17 protein-coding genes, 1 tRNA gene and 1 pseudogene are annotated in these 17,225 nt (G+C 60.2%); 4 read left to right on the forward strand and 15 right to left on the reverse strand.

Going from position 1 to position 17,225, the window contains the following annotated elements; genetic code table 11:
* Positions 1-108 precede the first annotated feature (108 nt).
* The 7 genes and pseudogenes from MF410_RS18245 to MF410_RS18275 all read right to left on the reverse strand — a co-directional run bounded on the left by MF410_RS18245 (position 109) and on the right by MF410_RS18275 (position 6,616).
* On the reverse strand, positions 109-909 hold the full coding sequence (locus tag MF410_RS18245) for a purine-nucleoside phosphorylase (RefSeq protein WP_097628336.1): 801 nt from the start codon (positions 907-909) through the stop codon (positions 109-111).
* Complete coding sequence (locus MF410_RS18250) at positions 906-1,295, reverse strand: cytidine deaminase (protein WP_097628337.1); 390 nt, start codon at positions 1,293-1,295, stop codon at positions 906-908. The genes MF410_RS18245 and MF410_RS18250 overlap by 4 nt, the downstream gene beginning before the upstream one ends.
* Position 1,296: 1 nt before the next feature.
* The gene (locus tag MF410_RS18255; protein WP_097628338.1) at positions 1,297-2,268 is read right to left on the reverse strand and encodes an ABC transporter permease; all 972 of its coding nucleotides are present in this window, start codon (positions 2,266-2,268) and stop codon (positions 1,297-1,299) included.
* 10 nt (positions 2,269-2,278) lie between these two features.
* Positions 2,279-3,382 carry an ABC transporter permease gene (locus MF410_RS18260; protein WP_097628339.1) on the reverse strand — a complete coding sequence of 368 codons (1,104 nt, stop codon included), beginning with the start codon at positions 3,380-3,382 and terminating at the stop codon, positions 2,279-2,281.
* A gap of 7 nt (positions 3,383-3,389) precedes the next feature.
* Positions 3,390-4,902, reverse strand: a pseudogene (locus tag MF410_RS18265) (ABC transporter ATP-binding protein).
* An 88-nt stretch (positions 4,903-4,990) separates the two neighbouring features.
* Positions 4,991-5,983, reverse strand: a complete 993-nt coding sequence (locus MF410_RS18270; protein ID WP_097628341.1) for a BMP family ABC transporter substrate-binding protein — start codon at positions 5,981-5,983, stop codon at positions 4,991-4,993.
* Positions 5,984-6,298: 315 nt separating this feature from the next.
* Positions 6,299-6,616, reverse strand: coding sequence for a hypothetical protein (locus MF410_RS18275; protein ID WP_097628342.1), 318 nt, complete (start codon positions 6,614-6,616; stop codon positions 6,299-6,301).
* A gap of 227 nt (positions 6,617-6,843) precedes the next feature.
* Between MF410_RS18275 and MF410_RS18280 the strand changes: the two genes are divergently transcribed.
* A tRNA-Ser gene (locus MF410_RS18280) sits at positions 6,844-6,933 on the forward strand.
* A 105-nt stretch (positions 6,934-7,038) separates the two neighbouring features.
* Here MF410_RS18280 and MF410_RS18285 read toward each other — a convergent pair.
* The gene (locus MF410_RS18285; protein WP_097628343.1) at positions 7,039-7,515 is read right to left on the reverse strand and encodes an Lrp/AsnC family transcriptional regulator; all 477 of its coding nucleotides are present in this window, start codon (positions 7,513-7,515) and stop codon (positions 7,039-7,041) included.
* Between the two features lie 41 nt (positions 7,516-7,556).
* Here MF410_RS18285 and MF410_RS18290 point away from each other — a divergent pair, with 41 nt between their 5' ends.
* The gene (locus tag MF410_RS18290) at positions 7,557-8,177 is read left to right on the forward strand and encodes an alpha/beta hydrolase (RefSeq protein WP_097628344.1); all 621 of its coding nucleotides are present in this window, start codon (positions 7,557-7,559) and stop codon (positions 8,175-8,177) included.
* Positions 8,178-8,420: 243 nt separating this feature from the next.
* On the opposite strand, the gene MF410_RS18295 is transcribed toward MF410_RS18290, so the two are convergent.
* Entirely contained in the window at positions 8,421-9,233 is an 813-nt protein-coding gene (locus MF410_RS18295) for a hypothetical protein (RefSeq protein WP_239619928.1), read from the reverse strand.
* 212 nt (positions 9,234-9,445) lie between these two features.
* On the opposite strand from MF410_RS18295, the gene MF410_RS18300 reads away from it, so the two are divergent.
* Together MF410_RS18300 and MF410_RS18305 are read left to right on the forward strand one after the other, a co-directional pair.
* Complete coding sequence (locus MF410_RS18300; protein WP_097628345.1) at positions 9,446-9,655, forward strand: KTSC domain-containing protein; 210 nt, start codon at positions 9,446-9,448, stop codon at positions 9,653-9,655.
* 382 nt (positions 9,656-10,037) lie between these two features.
* Positions 10,038-10,277: a CrpP-related protein gene (locus tag MF410_RS18305; protein WP_097628346.1), complete on the forward strand. Its 240-nt coding sequence runs from the start codon at positions 10,038-10,040 to the stop codon at positions 10,275-10,277.
* Here the strand turns inward: MF410_RS18305 and pncB are convergent.
* The 6 genes from pncB to MF410_RS18335 all read right to left on the reverse strand — a co-directional run bounded on the left by pncB (position 10,259) and on the right by MF410_RS18335 (position 17,171).
* On the reverse strand, positions 10,259-11,563 hold the full coding sequence (gene pncB / locus MF410_RS18310) for a nicotinate phosphoribosyltransferase (RefSeq protein ID WP_097628347.1): 1,305 nt from the start codon (positions 11,561-11,563) through the stop codon (positions 10,259-10,261). The two genes, MF410_RS18305 and pncB, sit on opposite strands and share 19 nt — an antisense overlap.
* 187 nt (positions 11,564-11,750) lie before the next feature.
* The gene (locus tag MF410_RS18315) at positions 11,751-12,116 is read right to left on the reverse strand and encodes a hypothetical protein (protein WP_179867160.1); all 366 of its coding nucleotides are present in this window, start codon (positions 12,114-12,116) and stop codon (positions 11,751-11,753) included.
* Between the two features lie 216 nt (positions 12,117-12,332).
* Positions 12,333-13,292 (reverse strand): glyoxylate/hydroxypyruvate reductase A, encoded by a 960-nt coding sequence (locus MF410_RS18320; RefSeq protein ID WP_097628348.1) that lies wholly within the window; start codon positions 13,290-13,292, stop codon positions 12,333-12,335.
* An 8-nt stretch (positions 13,293-13,300) separates the two neighbouring features.
* The gene (locus MF410_RS18325) at positions 13,301-14,938 is read right to left on the reverse strand and encodes an ABC transporter ATP-binding protein (RefSeq protein WP_097628349.1); all 1,638 of its coding nucleotides are present in this window, start codon (positions 14,936-14,938) and stop codon (positions 13,301-13,303) included.
* Positions 14,935-16,083 carry an ABC transporter permease gene (locus MF410_RS18330; RefSeq protein ID WP_097628350.1) on the reverse strand — a complete coding sequence of 383 codons (1,149 nt, stop codon included), beginning with the start codon at positions 16,081-16,083 and terminating at the stop codon, positions 14,935-14,937. Before MF410_RS18330 ends, MF410_RS18325 begins: the two co-directional genes overlap by 4 nt.
* The gene (locus MF410_RS18335) at positions 16,083-17,171 is read right to left on the reverse strand and encodes a microcin C ABC transporter permease YejB (RefSeq protein WP_097628351.1); all 1,089 of its coding nucleotides are present in this window, start codon (positions 17,169-17,171) and stop codon (positions 16,083-16,085) included. Before MF410_RS18335 ends, MF410_RS18330 begins: the two co-directional genes overlap by 1 nt.
* Positions 17,172-17,225: the final 54 nt, after the last annotated feature.

The raw sequence follows: 17,225 nt of genomic DNA on the forward strand, positions 1-17,225 counted from the left end.
TTCCTCTGGAGCATGAGGCCGAATAGTGTGAGCGGTTTTCGGACGACATCATGCTCTCACTATTTAATGTAGAACAGGATTCAGATTTTAGGCCGACCCGGCCTAAAATCATCCTGTTCTGGCCGCAATCATCTCTTTCAATATGGCGGCGAGACGGGCGCCGCCGATGGGCGCCATGTCCTTGGTTTCTTCGTGGCTGAGTTCATTGCCGGTCATGCCTGCTCCATAGTTGGTGATAACGGAGGCGGCCGCAACCCTAAGGCCCAGCATTCTTGCGATGATCACCTCGGGTACCGTCGACATGCCGACCGCGTCGGCGCCAAGAATGCGCGCCATGCGGATTTCGGCCGGCGTTTCGAAGCTTGGACCGGAGAACCACATATAGACGCCCTGCGCCAGCTCGATCTTGAGCTTTGCCGCAGCCCTCTGCATCGCGGCGGCAAGACCGGCATCATAGGCATTGGTCATGCCGACGAAACGGTGATCGCTTTCCTCGCCGATCAGCGGGTTCATGCCGGAATAGTTGATGTGATCGGTGATCTGCATCACCGAGCCGGGCGGCATGTCCTCGCGCAGCGATCCTGCCGAATTGGTCAGGATCAGCGCCTCGACGCCGAGCGCCTTCAGCACCTCGATCGGCAGGCGCATAGCATTGGCATCGCCCTTCTCGTAATAGTGGACGCGGCCGGAGAGCATGACGACAGGCTCGCCGCCGAGCCGGCCGGCAACGACTTCGCCGGCATGGCCGGAGACGGCGCTGACGGGAAAGCCCGGCAGATCGCGATAGGGAATGCGCACGGGGCCGTCCAGCTGACCAACGAGAGAGCCGAGGCCGGAGCCGAGCACGATGCCGTGGCGCGGCTTAATGGTGCCGAGCAATGCGGCGAGCAGATCGACCGTCGCCCTCATCCGAGTTCGGTCTCGAAGCTGAAGGGAAGAAGCTCGTCCATCGTCATGGTTTTCTGCACGCCCATCTCATCGCAGAGATAGATCTTCGTGTCCTTGGAGGCGAATTCGGAGATCTTCTGGCGGCAACCGCCGCAGGGCGGGCAGAGCGGCAGCTTTTCGGCAATGACCGCCATTTCGACGATCTTTTTGGCGCCGCCCATGATCATGGCACTGATCGCCGTCGGCTCGGCGCACCACCCTTGCGGAAAGGACAGGTTTTCAATGTTGGCGCCGGTATAGACCTTGCCGTCCTCGGCGCGAATCGCTGCACCGACCGGAAATTTCGAATAGGGCGCATGGGCAAAAGCCATGGCGCCGCGAGCGGCTTCGAACAGGTCGTGAGACATATCAACGCTCCTTCGTATAGGGCACACCGCCGGCCTTCGGCGGGGTCGCAACGCCGATGAAGCCGGCAAGCAGGATGCAGGTGAGGATGTAGGGCAGCGCCTGGAAGACCTGCACCGGCACCTCGCCGATCAACGGCACCTGCTTGCCCTGCATAAAATTGGCCAGCGCATCGAGGAAGCCGAAGAGCAGGCAGGCAAACATCACAGGCACCGGCTTCCACTTGGCGAAGACGAGAGCGGCGAGCGCGATATAGCCCTTGCCGGCCGACATGTCCTTGATGAAGGCGGCGGACTGGGCGATCGCCAGATAAGTGCCGGCAAAGCCGCAGAGGATGCCGGCGCACATGACGGCGCGGTAGCGCAGCCAGGCGACCGAGATGCCCGCCGTATCGACCGCACCCGGGTTTTCGCCGACGGCGCGCATGCGCAGGCCGAAGCGCGTGCGGTAAAGCACCCACCAGGAAAACGGCACGGCAAGAAAGGCAAGGTAAGTCAGGATATTGTTGCCCGAGATGACATTGGCATAGAGCGGGCCGAGGATCGGCACACTATGGATGGCATCTGCGCCCGGCAGGATGATCGGCGCGAAGCGCGCTTCCGGCGACAGCTGCGGCGTGCGCCCGCCCTGGCCGAACCAGGCCTGGCCGAGCACGATGGTGATGCCGGCGATGAAGAAGTTGATCGCCACACCCGAGACGATCTGGTTGCCACGGTTGGTGATCGAAGCAAAACCATGCACCAGGCTGAGCGCCACCGAGCAGAGGATGCCCGCACCAAGCCCGAGCCAGGCCGAACCGGTGAGATAGGCAATACAGGCGGCAGCAAAGGCCGAGCCCAGCATTTTACCCTCAAGGCCGATATCGAAGATGCCGGCGCGTTCCGAAAACAGGCCGGCGAGAGCGGTGAAAATAAGCGGGATCGACAGGCGAATGGTCGAGCTCAGAACGCTGATGAAGATGTCATAATAGTCCATCGTCCGCTCCTCAGGCTCGCTTGAACTGTCGATAGAGGTGCACCATCGCCGGCCGGAACATATATTCCAGCGCGCCGGCGAACAGGATCACCAGACCCTGGATGACCAAGATCATCTCGCGGGTGATGTTCGGCATTTCGAAAGAGATCCAGTCGCCGCCCTGATAAAGGATGCCGAAGAGGATCGCGGCGAAGATGATGCCGAGCGGATGATTGCGGCCCATTAGCGATACCGCGATACCGACAAAGCCGGCGCCGCCGACGAACTCCACCTGCAGGCGGGCGGAAGAGCCCATGACCGGATTGAGCGCCATCATGCCGGCGAGTGCGCCGGAGATGAGCATGGCGATAATGACGATACGTGCGTAGGGAATGCCGGCATACTCGGCAGCCGTCGAGCTCACACCCAGCGTGCGCATCTCGAAGCCGAGCTTGGTACGCCAGATCAGAATCCAGACAAACCAGGCGGCAAGAAGGGCGATGACGAAGGAGACGTTGAACGGCGCAGCACCTAATTTGCTGCCGAAGATGCTCATGACCCAGCCAAGCTTGGGGAGCTGCCCGCCTTCGAGGAACGTGCGGGTTTCGGGCGCCATCTTGCCGGGCACGATCAGCACATGCACCAGCAGGTACACCATCAGGGCGGCGGCGATATAATTGAACATGATCGTCGTGATGACGATATGGCTGCCGCGCTTGGCCTGCAGGAACGCTGGGATGAAGGCCCAGGCAGCACCAAAGAGCCCGGCGCCGATGACGGCGATCGGCATCGTCACATACCACGGCACGTAACGATCGAGCGCCAGCGCCACCAGCGCGCAGCCCAGTCCACCGACATAGGCCTGGCCTTCCGAGCCGATGTTGAAGAGACCGGCATGGATGGCGACAGCCACGGACAGACCGGTGAAGATGAAGCTCGTCGCATAGTAGAGCGTGAAGCCGATGCCTTCGCCGCTACCGAACGCGCCTTCGATCAGCAGCGACAATGCACCGAGCGGGCTCTCGCCGATCAGCCAGACGACGAAGCCGGAGATCAGGAAGGCGACGATGAGGTTCAGAAGCGGGATCAGGCCGTAGTTGATCCAGTTTGGCAGCGGAACGGAAGCAGTGCTCATAAAGGCCTCACGCGGCAATGCCGGCCATCATCAGGCCGAGGGTCTGTTCACCGGCATCGGGCGTCTTCTCGCCGACCACATGGCCGGCAAACATGACAAGGATACGGTCTGAAAGGGAGCGGATTTCATCGAGTTCGACGGAGACGAGCAAGATCGCCTTGCCCGCATCGCGCATTTCGATGATCCGGCGGTGAATGAATTCGATGGCGCCGATATCGACGCCGCGGGTCGGCTGGCCGATGATCAGCATCTTCGGGTCGCGCTCGATTTCGCGGGCAACGACGATCTTCTGCTGGTTGCCGCCGGAGAAATTCGCCGTCTTCAGCCGCGGGTTCGGCGGGCGGATGTCGTATTTTTCGATCTTCTCCATCGCATCCCTGCGGATCGCCTCGAGATCGAGCAGCGGACCTTTGCTGTAGCCCGGTCGCCGGTGATAGCCGAGCACGGAATTTTCGTATTCCTCGAATTTCAAAACCAGGCCCATGTGGTGGCGGTCCTCGGGAATATGGGCGAGGCCGAGTTCGCGCAGGCGAGCGGGATCGGCCTTGTCGATCGTCCGGCCGTCGAGAAGGATTTCGCCGGAGGCCGGCTTGCGGATGCCGGCAATCGCCTCCAGCAATTCGGACTGACCGTTGCCGGCAACCCCGGCAATGCCGACGATCTCGCCGGCACGCACATCGAAGGAGACATTGTCCACCATGGTAACGCCGCGATTGTCCTTGACCGTGAGGTTGCGGACGGAGAGCACAGCCGCTCCAGGGTTCGCCTCGCCCTTCTGCACGCGCAGCAGCACGCGGCGGCCAACCATCGAGCTCGGCAAGCTCCTCCACCGTCGTTTCCGCCGTCTTGCGGGTCGCGACCATTTCGCCGCGGCGCATGACGGAGACGGTATCGGTGATCGCCATGATCTCGCGCAGCTTGTGGGTGATGAGGATGATCGTCTTGCCCTGATCGCGCAGCACCTTGAGGATGCGGAAGAGGTGATCGGCTTCGGCCGGCGTCAACACGCCCGTCGGCTCGTCGAGGATCAGGATCTCGGCGCCGCGATACATCGCCTTCAGGATTTCGACGCGCTGCTGCAGGCCGACCGGCAGCTCTTCGATCAGCGCGTCCGGATCGACCTCGAGGCCGTATTCCGTTTCCAGCCGCTTGAGTTCGGCGCGGGCCGATGCGACGCCTCTCGCCAGCAGCATGCCGCCTTCGGCGCCGAGCATGATATTCTCCAGCACCGTGAAATTATCGACCAGCATGAAATGCTGGTGCACCATGCCGATGCCGGTGGCGATCGCCGCCTGGCTGTCGCGGATGCTGACGGGATTGCCGTTGACGCGGATCTCGCCGCTGTCGGCATGGTAAAAACCGTAGATGATCGACATCAGCGTCGATTTGCCGGCGCCGTTTTCACCGATGATGCCGTGGATCGTCCCCTTGGCAACGGTGAGGTTGATGTCCTTGTTGGCATGGACGGCACCGAATTTCTTGTCGATGCCGACAAGCTCGATAGCGGGCTTATCTGTCACTGCAGGCTCCAAATAAGAAAAGGGCGTATGGCGAAAATCCCCTCCGCCATACGCCCGATCTCAATCGTCGATTACATCCGGGCGCGGATCACTTCGGGCAAGCGTTGTCCGAGGTATAGTCGTGAACCTTGATCGTGCCTGCGATGATATCGGCCTTGGCCTTGTCGACAGCCGCCTGCATTTCCGGCGTGATCAGCGACTTGTTGTTGTCGTCGATCGCGGCGCCAACACCATCTTCCTTGACGCCGAGCGCCTGGACACCGCCGGTGAACTTGTCGTTCTTGGTGTCGGTATAGGCATTGTAGACGGCGAGGTCGACGCGCTTGACCATCGAGGTCAGGACGGAGCCCGGATGCAGATGGTTCTGGTTGGAATCGACGCCGATCGACAGCTTCTTGTTGTCGGCAGCCGTCTGCAGAACGCCGAGACCGGTGGCACCGGCTGCCGCGTAGATAACATCGGCGCCCTGATCGATCTGGTTCTTGGTGAGTTCGCCGCCGCGAACCGGGTCATTCCAGGCTGCGCCCGTGGTGCCGGTCATGTTCTGGAAAACTTCGACATCGGCCTTGGCGGCACGTGCGCCCTGCTCATAGCCGCATTCGAACTTGCGGATCAGCGGAATGTCCATGCCGCCGACGAAGCCGACCTTGCCGGTCTTCGACGCCATGCCGGCGAGAACGCCGACGAGATAGGAGCCTTCTTCTTCCTTGTAGACCACCGAGCGGACGTTCGGCTTGTCGACGACGGAGTCGACGATGATGAACTTGGTGTCGGGGAATTCGGCTGCGACCTTCTCGATGGCCGAAGTCCAGGCGAAGGAAACGGCAACCACCGGATTGAATCCGCGGCTTGCGAAGTTGCGGATGGCCTGCTCGCCCTGGGTGTCGCCGGTCGGCTCGAAGTCGCGATAGGCAATGCCGGTCTCGGCCTTGAACTTCTCGGCACCGTTGTAGGCCGCCTCATTGAAGGACTTATCGAACTTCCCGCCGGTGCCGTAAACCAGCGCCGGCTTGACATCGGCGGCAAGCGCCGTCGTCGACATGGCAGCCACGGCAAGGAGAGTGAGAAGGGATTTTTTCATTGTGCAGCCCTGTTGTTGCTATTCGTTCAGGGGTCCTCCCGCAAGTCCTTTCCGGACATGTCTGCGGAACCACCGACCTCCCCCGGAGGCCTGGCTGCGCGCATCCTTGCATGGCTCACGGAAAAATTCACCAGAAATTTTTCGGCTGGTAAAGATTTGCAGGGATTGCCGAAAATCCGTTCCCGGGGGCTGATTTTTAGACATCTCCGCCGCCTGGATGCCAAATTTCCAGCCAATCCAACGGCCACGCCGGGGCTACGGAAACATCGGCGCCGGATCGGAGTGCCCGCCGATCCGCGGAGGAAAACGGCTTGCCTATGCAGTGAAGCGACCAGCCACCGGCGGCTTCTTATAGCCGATCATCCAGAGAAGCAGCGCAATCACCAGGAAAACGGCAAAGGCAGGCTGCAGCATCAGCCACTGGAAGATGAAAGTATAGAAACGCGGATGGATATAATAGGAAAGGGAGGATTGCAGCGATGTGAGGGTTGCCGGGCTGACATCCTGCCAGGCATCGGAGATCGGCGTCACCACCACCGAGGACGCCGCAACCGACTGGATCGAATCGATGGTCCCGGCAATAACGGCCGCCGCAAGCGCGACAAGGCTGGCCAGACGCAACAGGAAACGCATCAATTCCTCCGACGCTCGTTATGCCGGACAATCCCGGCCGGCCGCGCCATTCTCCACCTTGAGAATTACATAGTCGTCGATGGGGTGAAGCACAATGGACGGGCGGAGGCGAGTTTTATCGGAAGAAGTCAAAAAACTGTTAGATTTCGGTTGATCGACAAAAATTCATCGGTATATATCGCGCCGTTCCGACGATTTGCTCCTATCCAGGCGCGAACGCCCAAGAAGGACAGGTGGCCGAGTGGTTTAAGGCGCACGCCTGGAACGCGTGTGTACGTGAAAGCGTACCGTGGGTTCGAATCCCACCCTGTCCGCCATACTCCTCGTTTTCGATATCGATTTCAAACCGTGCCGAGAGCGGGACGCGGAAGCGTCTTTCGTCGGTCTACCGCGATCAGCAACGTCCCGATCGCCCCCGCATCTCAAAGGCGCTGCAGCAGGGCACGTCCGATCGGCTTCGGAGTCTCGCTGCGCAACACCAGAGATGTCGTCACGGATCCAAAACGGGCGATCGTATCGACGATCGTTTCGAGTTCTCCCGGCGACGGGACCAGCACCTTCAGGAGAAAGCAATCCTCTCCTGTCAGGCGCAGGACTTCCATGACTTGCGGCATTTCGGCAAACTGCTTCAGACAGGCTTTGATATGTTCGTGCGTCGTGCGCAGGCGAAGCACGGCCGTCATTCCAATTCCCAAAGCGGTGGGGTCGATCCGGGCGGAGTAACCGACAATGATACCACGGTCTTCCAGCCGCTTGACCCGCTCGGATGCCGCCGGCTGAGAAAGCCCGACCCGTCGACCGAGTTCGGAAATCGCAATGCGGCCATTTTCCTGCAACGCCTCGATGATCGAGACATCGGTTGGATCAAGCAGCACCCGATTGTTTTCCTGAAAAGCCATGGGAACACCTTGAAATCATCGGAGAAGGACGCCGTTTTCCGATGATCATTCATTCCGGCGCAAATGAAAATGGATCATTTTCATCCGCAGGAATGATCAGAGGAAAACATATGAAGGATATCATCATATTGCCGGGGATCGGTGATTCAGGCGATGCTCATTGGCAAACCCGCTGGGAAATCTCGAACCCGGCAATGCGACGTTTTCAACCAGCCGACTGGGACAAGCCCGACTTGGCGGACTGGATTTCGGCCCTCGATCGCGCTGTGGGCGCATCGGCAACCCCGCCGCTGCTCGTTGCCCACAGCCTTGCCTGTCTGCTGGTTGCTCATTGGCAGCAACTCTCATCGCTTGACGTTGCCGGGGCTTTTCTTGTGGCGGTCCCGGATCCGAAGTCCGCTTCATTCCCGGCCGAAGCGGCCGGATTCGGCAATCCACCATCGAAAAAGATGCGCTTCCCCACTCTGATTATCGCAAGCGCCGACGATCCTTTCGGCTCGCTCGACTATGTCCGGACGCGAGCCAACCTCTGGGGTAGCGGTCTTGTTGAGATCGGCCCTTTCGGCCATATCAACGGGCAGAGCGGCCTTGAGAACTGGGGTCAGGGGAAGGCCTTGCTGACGGCCTTCTCCGCCGGATTGGCAAGGTCGCACCGGGCATGAACTGGCTCGCAAACGCGGGGTTCGGCTTTCGAAGACGTCGTTCCGATGGTGGTGCCCGATGCCGGAAGCCTCGTGCTGCCGGACGCCGCTACGGCGTCCGGAGCGCGGCCTCTCGGCTTGGCAGCATGAGCGAGGCCGAGCTATGGCGGAAGCATCCATGTGCGCGGATACTGCCGAAAGAACGGCGGTTATGTTCATGGATATACCAGAAGACGTTGGTTATCGCCCGCGGCGCTGTAGGCCCTATTCGAAAATTTCCGAGACGCTCGTGGCTGCGACCGCATTCCCCTGACGTCCTCCCATAGGATGCCGCGGAGCCGCGGAACTCAGCAGTTTGCGAGCCAGGACGATCGAAACGTAGCATAGGCCGAATATCGACGCCCATTGGCAAATCACCAGTATTGCCAAAGCGATGAGGTTCAGTTTTCCGTCCGAAAAGATGCTATCGGCTTCGTATGACATCGATGTTGCTGCCGTCATCAATATCATAGCACAGATGAAGGGCAGAAAAAGTCCGGCAAACAGCCGTAAAAACGTGGGAAGCAAACCGCGTTTCCCCCGGCTGAAAGCAGCTGAAAGCCCGCTTTTGGAGCCCGCAATTCCGGCGATAGGCCAGGTTCCGACAAGGGCAAGCAGCAGCGGCAGGATAATTGCGATCACCGCAAGACATAAGAGTAGAAATACATTCCTTGATAGAGACGCGGCCCCGCATGCGACAGGGCCACCAATCCCGATTCCAAACACGACGAGCACGATAAGCAAGTTCTTCCAGATGTAGCCACCAAAGCCACGCATGCCGCCGGTCAGGTTTGAAACTTTCCCGTCTCCATTCAATATTGCTTTCTGAATGAAGAATGCAAAAGACAAGGAAACGAAATATTGCGCTGAATTACTTTTGTTTCCGCCGCTGTAATCATCAAAAGCGACCAGTGCGCAATTGACTGCAACAACAACACACACAAAAGACAGATTACGTCTTATAAAGGAAATCGCTTCACCTAGCATTGCATCCCTGCCATTCTTCGCCTTCGGATGGAAGATATCGTCATTAAACATGGCGCTGTCAAACGTCGATCTTTCTGTTCAGCAAGTGCTTGTATCGCGACGCCGCGGAAGCCAGCAATCGGTAGTATCGAGGTGTGGCGACGGTATCCGATTAACGTCCTGACAACGTAGCCAAGATTCCTGATTTTTTACCATGCGGCTTCACCGCGTCTTTGCACGTTTGGGTTTATCTTCGGCCAAATTAAAAAACGGAGATAAAACAGGTGGAAGAACTTTCGGTCAAATCGAAGATCATCAAATCCGTCTATTTCAGCCAGAAAGACGGGCGGCTGAGGATTTGCTTCAAGAATGGCGAGGAGCGGCTGTTCGAAGGCGTTCCGTCCTCCGAAGCCCACGCCATGGCGGTGGCGCCGTCTCCCGGCCATTATTACCTCGACCGGATCAGAACCCGGTTTCGGCGATTGGCTGCCTGACAAGCAGAGGAATGCCGCCGGCCCACGTCGGGATTACGCAGGATCGGGACACGTCCGGTGGATATTAACAGCCCTTTAACCGTGCTAACCATCTTGGTTGGATCGCTTCGGCCGGAAGGCGGCAACGTGTCGGCGCTGCCGGCTTCTTCAAGCTCGGCTAGCCGGGAGGCTCGGTGGCGGACCCCAGCCAGGAAGCCGGGCCTCCCCGTCAGGCAATTTTTGCTGATCGTGATCGTATGCCCGGGCCGTTGCAGTCGCCGTTACCCCTGAACTAGCGATTTGGGGCTAATCCTGTGAAAAACTCCAATTATCGTATCCGGACTCGACAATGCTTTATTAGAATGATTGCATAAATCTATCGGATAGGACCAAGGGGGTGACGATGTTCGAGACTCTGCTTGAGATGCAGGAGCGTGGCGTACGGGACCGTGCGCGTGGCCGCAGCCTGGCCGACAATCCGATGTCGAAGCCGGATATCCTGCCGATCACCGATTTCCAGGAATGGTACTCGATGTTCGACGCCTGGCGCTTCGGCTGGTCGATCGAGGATGCGATGGCCGGGCATAGCAATGCGCCGCGGGATGGCGGCGCCGTGTCGCTTGCCTACACCAGAACGGTCTGATCGATCCGGTCCTCGGCGCCGAAGAATTTCAGGTAGCGCTCGACCTCTGCCGGGTCGCCTGTCGCCTTCTGCGGATTGTCGGAGAGTTTTACCGCCGGATGGCCGTCGGCGTCGCTGACCTTGCAGACGACCGAGATCGGATTGAGGCCTGAGATCTCGGTCGGCGCGCAGCCGGAAAAATCGTTCGTCAGGTTGGTGCCCCAGCCGAAGCTCATGCGCACGCGGCCTTCGAAATGCCGGTAGGTGTCGATGATGGCGTCGACATCGAGACCGTCGGAGAAAATCAGCAGCTTCTGACGCGGATCGCGGCCCATCTTCTTCCACCAGTCGATGATCTTTTCACCGCCCTCGATCGGCGGGGCGCTGTCGGGGCGGAAGCCGGTCCAGTCGGCGACCCATTCCGGCGCGTCGCGCAAGAAAGCGGCAGTGCCGAAAGCATCCGGCAGGACGATCAGAAGGTTGCCGCCATAGAGCTTGTTCCAGTCGCGCAGGATCTTGTAGGGCGCATTGCGCAACTGCTCGTCGGTTTGCGCGAGGGCAGCAGCCACCATCGGCAGTTCGTGCGCATTGGTGCCGACGGCCTCGAGATCGGAATCCATCGCCAGCAAGACATTGCTGGTGCCGGTAAAGGCCGGGCCGATGCCTTCCTTCAGCGCCTCGACACACCAGCGCTGCCAGAGGAAACTGTGACGGCGGCGGGTGCCGAAATCGGAGATGCGCAAGCCCGGCAATTCCTTCAGCCGCTCGACCTTCGACCACATCTTCGCCTTGGCGCGGGCATAGAGCACATCGAGGGTGAAGGGACCGAGCGCCCTCATCGCCGAGCGCGACCGCAGCTCGTTGACGATGGCGAGTGCCGGGATCTCCCACATGGTGGTTTCTTTCCAGGACCCGTGGAAATCCAGGACATATTGCCCGTCTTTCTTCGACAGCTCATATTCGGGGAGCTGGAAGTTGGAAAGCCAGGCAAGGAATTCCGGCTCGAAGATCTGCGCGCGGCCGTAGAAACTGTTACCCGCCAGCCAGATCATCTCCTTCTTGGAGAGTTTCAGCGTCCGGGCGTGATCGAGCTGTTCGCGCAATTCGCCTTCGTCGATCTCATCGGCGAGCCGCACACGCTTGGTGCGGTTGATGAGCGTGAAGGATGCGTTCACGTCCGGGTAAAGCTTCCAGATCATCTGCAGCATCAGGAGCTTATAGAAGTCGGTGTCGATCAGGCTGCGGATGATCGGATCGAGTTTCCAGGCGTGATTGTAGACGCGTCTTGCAATATCGGTCCTGGCCATAAAATTCCTGCCCCTGTCCACTCCGGTCAGGTGCTGCCAAAACTCCCGGGTGTTGCCAAGTTCCGGGCCGGCGCACGAACCGGCTCGTGCGCCTTGTTATCGAAAAATCGACAGACAAAGTCCAGAAAAAACAACAAGCATCCCGCCGCGCATGGCGGCGGGATGCAATGCGTCGTCCACCGAATATTTATTGTGCCGGCGCCGCAGGTTGGGCCGGTGCTGCAGGCGCAACACCGGGGGCGGCCGGTGCCGTGTTCTGCGTCTCGGTCGGAACCGCAGTGCCGTTTTGCAGGGTTGGTGCAGGTGCCGTGGCGGGCTGCTGCGACTGCAACTGCTGGCCGGGCTGCTGCGGCGCCACCTCGTTTGCTTCGCGCTTGCCCCAAATCTCGACGGGGATCCAGACGACGAAAGCGAGCACCAGTGCGGCGAGCAGCACCAGCAGGATGCGATAGCCCGCGCGCCCCTGCCTTGCCTTCACCGGCGGGATCTGCTCTTCCCTATGAAGCTTGCCGTCGGACTTTTCCCAGCGTGTTTCCGTCTGATGCGCCATCATCGTCTCCTTCCGCTGTCTGGACAGGCCGATCCGGCCCACAGAACTTCAGCAGAGAAAACGGTCGGCTGTGTCGAAGGTTCCCGATGCCCAGCGCTCGTCGCGATCGTTCAGGTTCGCTCTAGCGCTTTAGACCATTGTTTTGTACGCATACCGTTGCGGCAAAAGCGCTTCACGCTTTGCCTGGGAAAACCGCTACACACGTTTGCGCGACATGCTCTAATAGCCGACGCCGCGGTCGACCAGGAATTGCAGCGGCTCGCCGTGCTCGAAACGGGCGATCTGAGTCTCGACGTGACGGAACAGCGCGTTTTCTTCCGAAACCGCCGCGTCGTGCGGCGTGATGAAGACATTTTCCAGTTCCCATAACGGGTTGTCTGGGCCAAGTGGCTCCGCCTCGAAGACATCGAGGGAAGCGCCGCCAAGGGTGCCGTCGCGGATGGCGGAAACGATATCGGCTTCGACCTGGCTCTTGCCGCGGCCGGCATTGATGAAGACCGGCCTCCCGAGCGCGCCGTTGCGGCGGAGCTTTTTAAATAGCCCGCTATCATAAAAACCTGTCGTCTCAGGCGTCAGCGGCAGCAGGCCGACAAGGATATCGGTCCGCCCGAGGAACGCGTCCAGCGCGCCGGCATCGAAGGTTTCGACGCCGTCGATCTCCTTGCGGGTGCGCGACCAGCCGATGACGTTAAAACCCATCACCTTCAGCTTAGCGACCGCATCCTGGCCGAGCACGCCGAGGCCCATGACGCCGACCGTCACCTCGGCCGCCTCCGGCGCGATCAGCTTGGCCCATTCACGGCGCCGCTGATAGCTGTCATGCGCATATTGCCCGCGCAGATGCATCAGGCACTGCATGACCACCCATTCGCTCATGCGGGTCGTCAGGCTGCGATCGACAAAACGCACGATCGGGATTTCGGGCAGGCCGTCCATGCCGATGATATGGTCGACGCCTGCGCCGCCCGAGAAGATCACCTTGAGGTTCGGCGCCCGTACGAAAAGGTCGGCATCAGGTTTCCAGAGCAGCGCATATTCTGCTTCGCTGAGATCACGCCCCCGATCGGCCGGATCGGCGAGATTGATGCTGCCGCGATCGGAAAAGGCCGTCTCCAGCGCGCGGGCAACGCCTTCGGGATTGAACTTGATATCGACGAGAACGGGAGGAGGTGTCGGCATGATGATCTTTACTGCTGAACGGCTGGTGTCGGCACCGCCTCGATGTTGAAGGCGGCCGCCATCAGCGCCTTGGTGTAGTCGTCCTTCGGAGCGCGGAAGATTTGCGATGAGGGGCCCTGCTCCACCACCTTGCCGAAACGCATGACGATGACGTCGTTGGCCAGCGCCTTCACCACCTTCAGGTCGTGGCTGATGAACAGATAGGCGAGGTCATGCTTCTTCTGCAGATCGCGCAGGAGATCGACCACCTGGGCCTGAACGCTCATGTCGAGCGCGGAGGTCGGTTCGTCGAGCATGACGAAGCGCGGTTTCAGCACCATGGCGCGGGCAATGGCGACGCGCTGGCGCTGGCCGCCGGAGAATTCGTGCGGATAACGCCAGCGGGTCAGGGGATCGAGACCGACTTCCTCCAGCGCCCAGCAAACGCGCTGGTCGCGCTCTTCCGCTGTCAACGAGCGCTCATGCACCTTCAGCCCTTCGGCGACGATATCGCCGACCGACATGCGTGGGCTGAGCGACCCGTAGGGATCCTGGAAGACTACCTGCAGCTGGTTGCGCAGCGGCCGCATCTCGCTGAACGAATAGCCGGCTATATCCTTGCCGACAAAGGCGATCCGCCCTTGCGAGGAAATCAGCCGGGTGAGCGCCAGGCCGAGCGTGGTCTTGCCGGAACCGGACTCGCCGACGACACCGAGCGTCTGCCCGGCACGCAGCGAAAGATCGATGCCGTCGACCGCCTTCACGTGATCGACGACGCGGCGCATCAGCCCTGCCTTGATCGGGAACCAGACGCGAATGTCGGACCCTTCCATCACCATCGGCTTTGCGGGGTCGGCAAGCGGCGGCTCGCCGCGCGGTTCGGAGGCAAGCAGATGGCGGGTATAGTCGTGCTTCGGATTGGCGAAGACCTCCTCGACCGTTCCGGTTTCGACGATCCTTCCCTTGGTCATGACGCAGACGCGATCGGCGAATTTGCGCACGATGCCGAGATCATGGGTGATGAACAGCATCGACATGCCGTGCGTGGCCTTCAACTGCCGGAGCAATTCGAGGATCTGCGCCTGCACGGTGACGTCAAGCGCCGTGGTCGGCTCGTCGGCGATCAGCAATTCCGGCCGGTTGGCGAGCGCCATGGCGATCATGACGCGCTGGCGCTGGCCGCCTGACAATTCGTGCGGATAGGCCTTCAACCGCTTTTCCGGCTCGCGAATGCCGACCTGGTTCAACAATTCCAGGATGCGCTGACGCGCCGGCTGGCCGGACAGACCCTGGTGCAGTGCCAGGATTTCGGCAATCTGCTTCTCGATCGTATGAAGCGGATTGAGCGAGGTCATCGGCTCCTGGAAGATCATGGTGATGTCGTTGCCGCGCACCTCGCGCAAGGCCCTCTCCGACGCCTTCAAGAGATCCTTGCCCTTGAACAGGATCTCGCCGGAGGGATGGCTGGCCGAAGGATAAGGCAAAAGCCGCAGGATCGAGTTGGCCGAGACCGACTTGCCGGAGCCGGATTCGCCGACTAGCGCCACGACTTCACCCTTGGCGATATCGAAGGAGATGTGATCGACGGCAAGCGAGGTCTGGCCGCCCTGATGAAAGGCAACCGAGAGATCGCGGACGGAAAGGAATGGTTCTGTCATGTCACTCATTGAAACGTCTTCCTCGGATCGAAGGCATCGCGCACGGCTTCGCCGATGAAGATCAGCAGGGACAGCATGATCGACATGGCGAAGAAGGCCGTCAGCCCGAGCCACGGCGCCTGCAGGTTGCTCTTGCCCTGGGCGATCATCTCGCCGAGCGAAGGGGAGCCAGGCGGCATGCCGAAGCCGAGGAAATCCAGCGAGGTCAGCGTCGTGATCGATCCGGAGAGGATAAAGGGCAGGAAGGTCAGCGTCGCCACCATGGCGTTCGGCAGCATGTGGCGCCACATGATGGTGCGGTTGTTGACACCGAGCGCGCGGGCGGCGCGGACATATTCGAAATTGCGGGCGCGCAGGAATTCGGCGCGCACGATGCCGACGAAGCCGACCCAGGAAAAGAGCAGCATGATGCCGAGCAGCACGAAGAAGCCGGGCGGCAGAATGGCGGCGATGATTAGCAGGATGTAAAGCACTGGCATCGACGACCAGATCTCGATGAAGCGCTGCAGCAGGAGATCCGTCCAGCCGCCGAAATAGCCCTGCACGGCGCCTGCCGTCACGCCGATGATCGCTGAGCAGATGGTCAGCGCCAGGCCGAAGAGCACGGATATGCGGAAACCGTAGATGACGCGCGCGAGCACGTCGCGCGCCTGGTCGTCGGTGCCGAGCCAGTTGAGATTGCCGAGCGTGCAGGCAGGATCGTTCGCCCCTTCAGGATAACCGGAGCACCGCTCCTCCTTGCTCATCAGCCAGAAGGGGGCGGTCGGCGCCGAATGCGGAATGTTCGAGTTGACCGAGCGGTAGGAATAGCGGATCGGCGGCCAGACCATCCAGCCATTGGCATTGATCTCGTCTGCGATCACCGAAGATCGGTAGTCGGTCTCGGCAAGAAAGCCGCCGAACTTCTCCTCTGGATAGTCGATCAGAACCGGGAACAGGATCTCGCCCTTGTAGGAGGCGACGATCGGCCGGTCGTTGGCGAGGAATTCGGCAAACAGGCTTAGGATGAACAGCAGCAGGAACAGCCACAGTGCCCAATAACCGCGGCCGTTCGCCCGGAAATTCTGCCAGCGGCGAATGTTGGTCGGTGACAGCAGGCCCTTGCGCGGCGGCTTGACGGGTGTTGCGACAGCAGGATTTGCGGCGGCGTCCATCAGACATCCCTCCGCTCGAAATCGATGCGCGGATCGATCCAGGTGTAGATCAGGTCGGAAATCAGGCTGACGACAAGGCCGAGCAGCGAGAAGATGTAGAGCGTGGCGAAGACGATCGGATAGTCCCGGTTGACCACCGAGAGATAGCCGAGGCGGCCGAGGCCATCCAGCGAGAAGATATTTTCGATGAGCAGCGAGCCGGTGAAGAATGCGGAAATGAAGGCGCCGGGGAAACCGGCGATGATGATCAGCATGGCATTGCGGAACACATGGCCATAAAGCACCTGCCGCTCATTCAGACCCTTGGCGCGGGCGGTGACCACATATTGTTTCTTGATCTCCTCGATGAACGAGTTCTTCGTCAAGAGCGTCGTCGTGGCGAAGGCGGCGAGCGACAGCGAGATCAGCGGCAAAGTGAGGTGCCAGAAATAATCGAGCGGCTTCTGCCACCAGGCGAGCTGGTCGAAATTGTCGGAGACCAGGCCACGCAGCGGGAACCAGTCGTAGAACGAGCCGCCGGCGAAAAGCACGATCAGGAGAATACCGAAGAGGAAGCTCGGCACGGCGTAACCGACGACGATGACGCCCGACGTCCAGACATCGAAGGTCGATCCATCCTTGATCGCCTTGCGGATGCCAAGCGGGATGGAGATGGCATAGGAGAAGATCAGGATCCAGATGCCGAGCGAGATCGACACCGGCAGCTTCTCCTTGATGAGATTGAGCACGGAGGTATTGCGGAAGAAGCTCTCGCCGAAGTCGAAGCGGATGTAATTCCACATCATCTCGCCGAAACGCGTCAGCGGCGGCTTGTCGAAGCCAAACTGCTTTTCGAGCTTGGCGATCAGCTCCGGATCGAGCCCCTGGGCGCCGCGATATTTGGAGCCTTCGTCGCTGCCGCCGCCCCCGAGAAGATCGCCGCCGCCGGACAGGCGTTGATCGGCACTATCGGCCTGACCGGTCAATTGGGCGATCACCTGCTCGACCGGCCCGCCGGGGGCGAACTGAATGACAATGAAGGAAATCGCCATGATGCCGACAATGGTCGGGATCATCAAAAGCAGGCGGCGAATGACATAAGCGCCCATCAGCTTTCAGCCTCCGGAAATTTCATTCTTGTCTGCCCGCCGTCCAGTCCAATG

Source organism: Rhizobium sp. C104 (assembly GCF_022354505.1).
Taxonomy (GTDB): domain Bacteria; phylum Pseudomonadota; class Alphaproteobacteria; order Rhizobiales; family Rhizobiaceae; genus Rhizobium; species Rhizobium redzepovicii.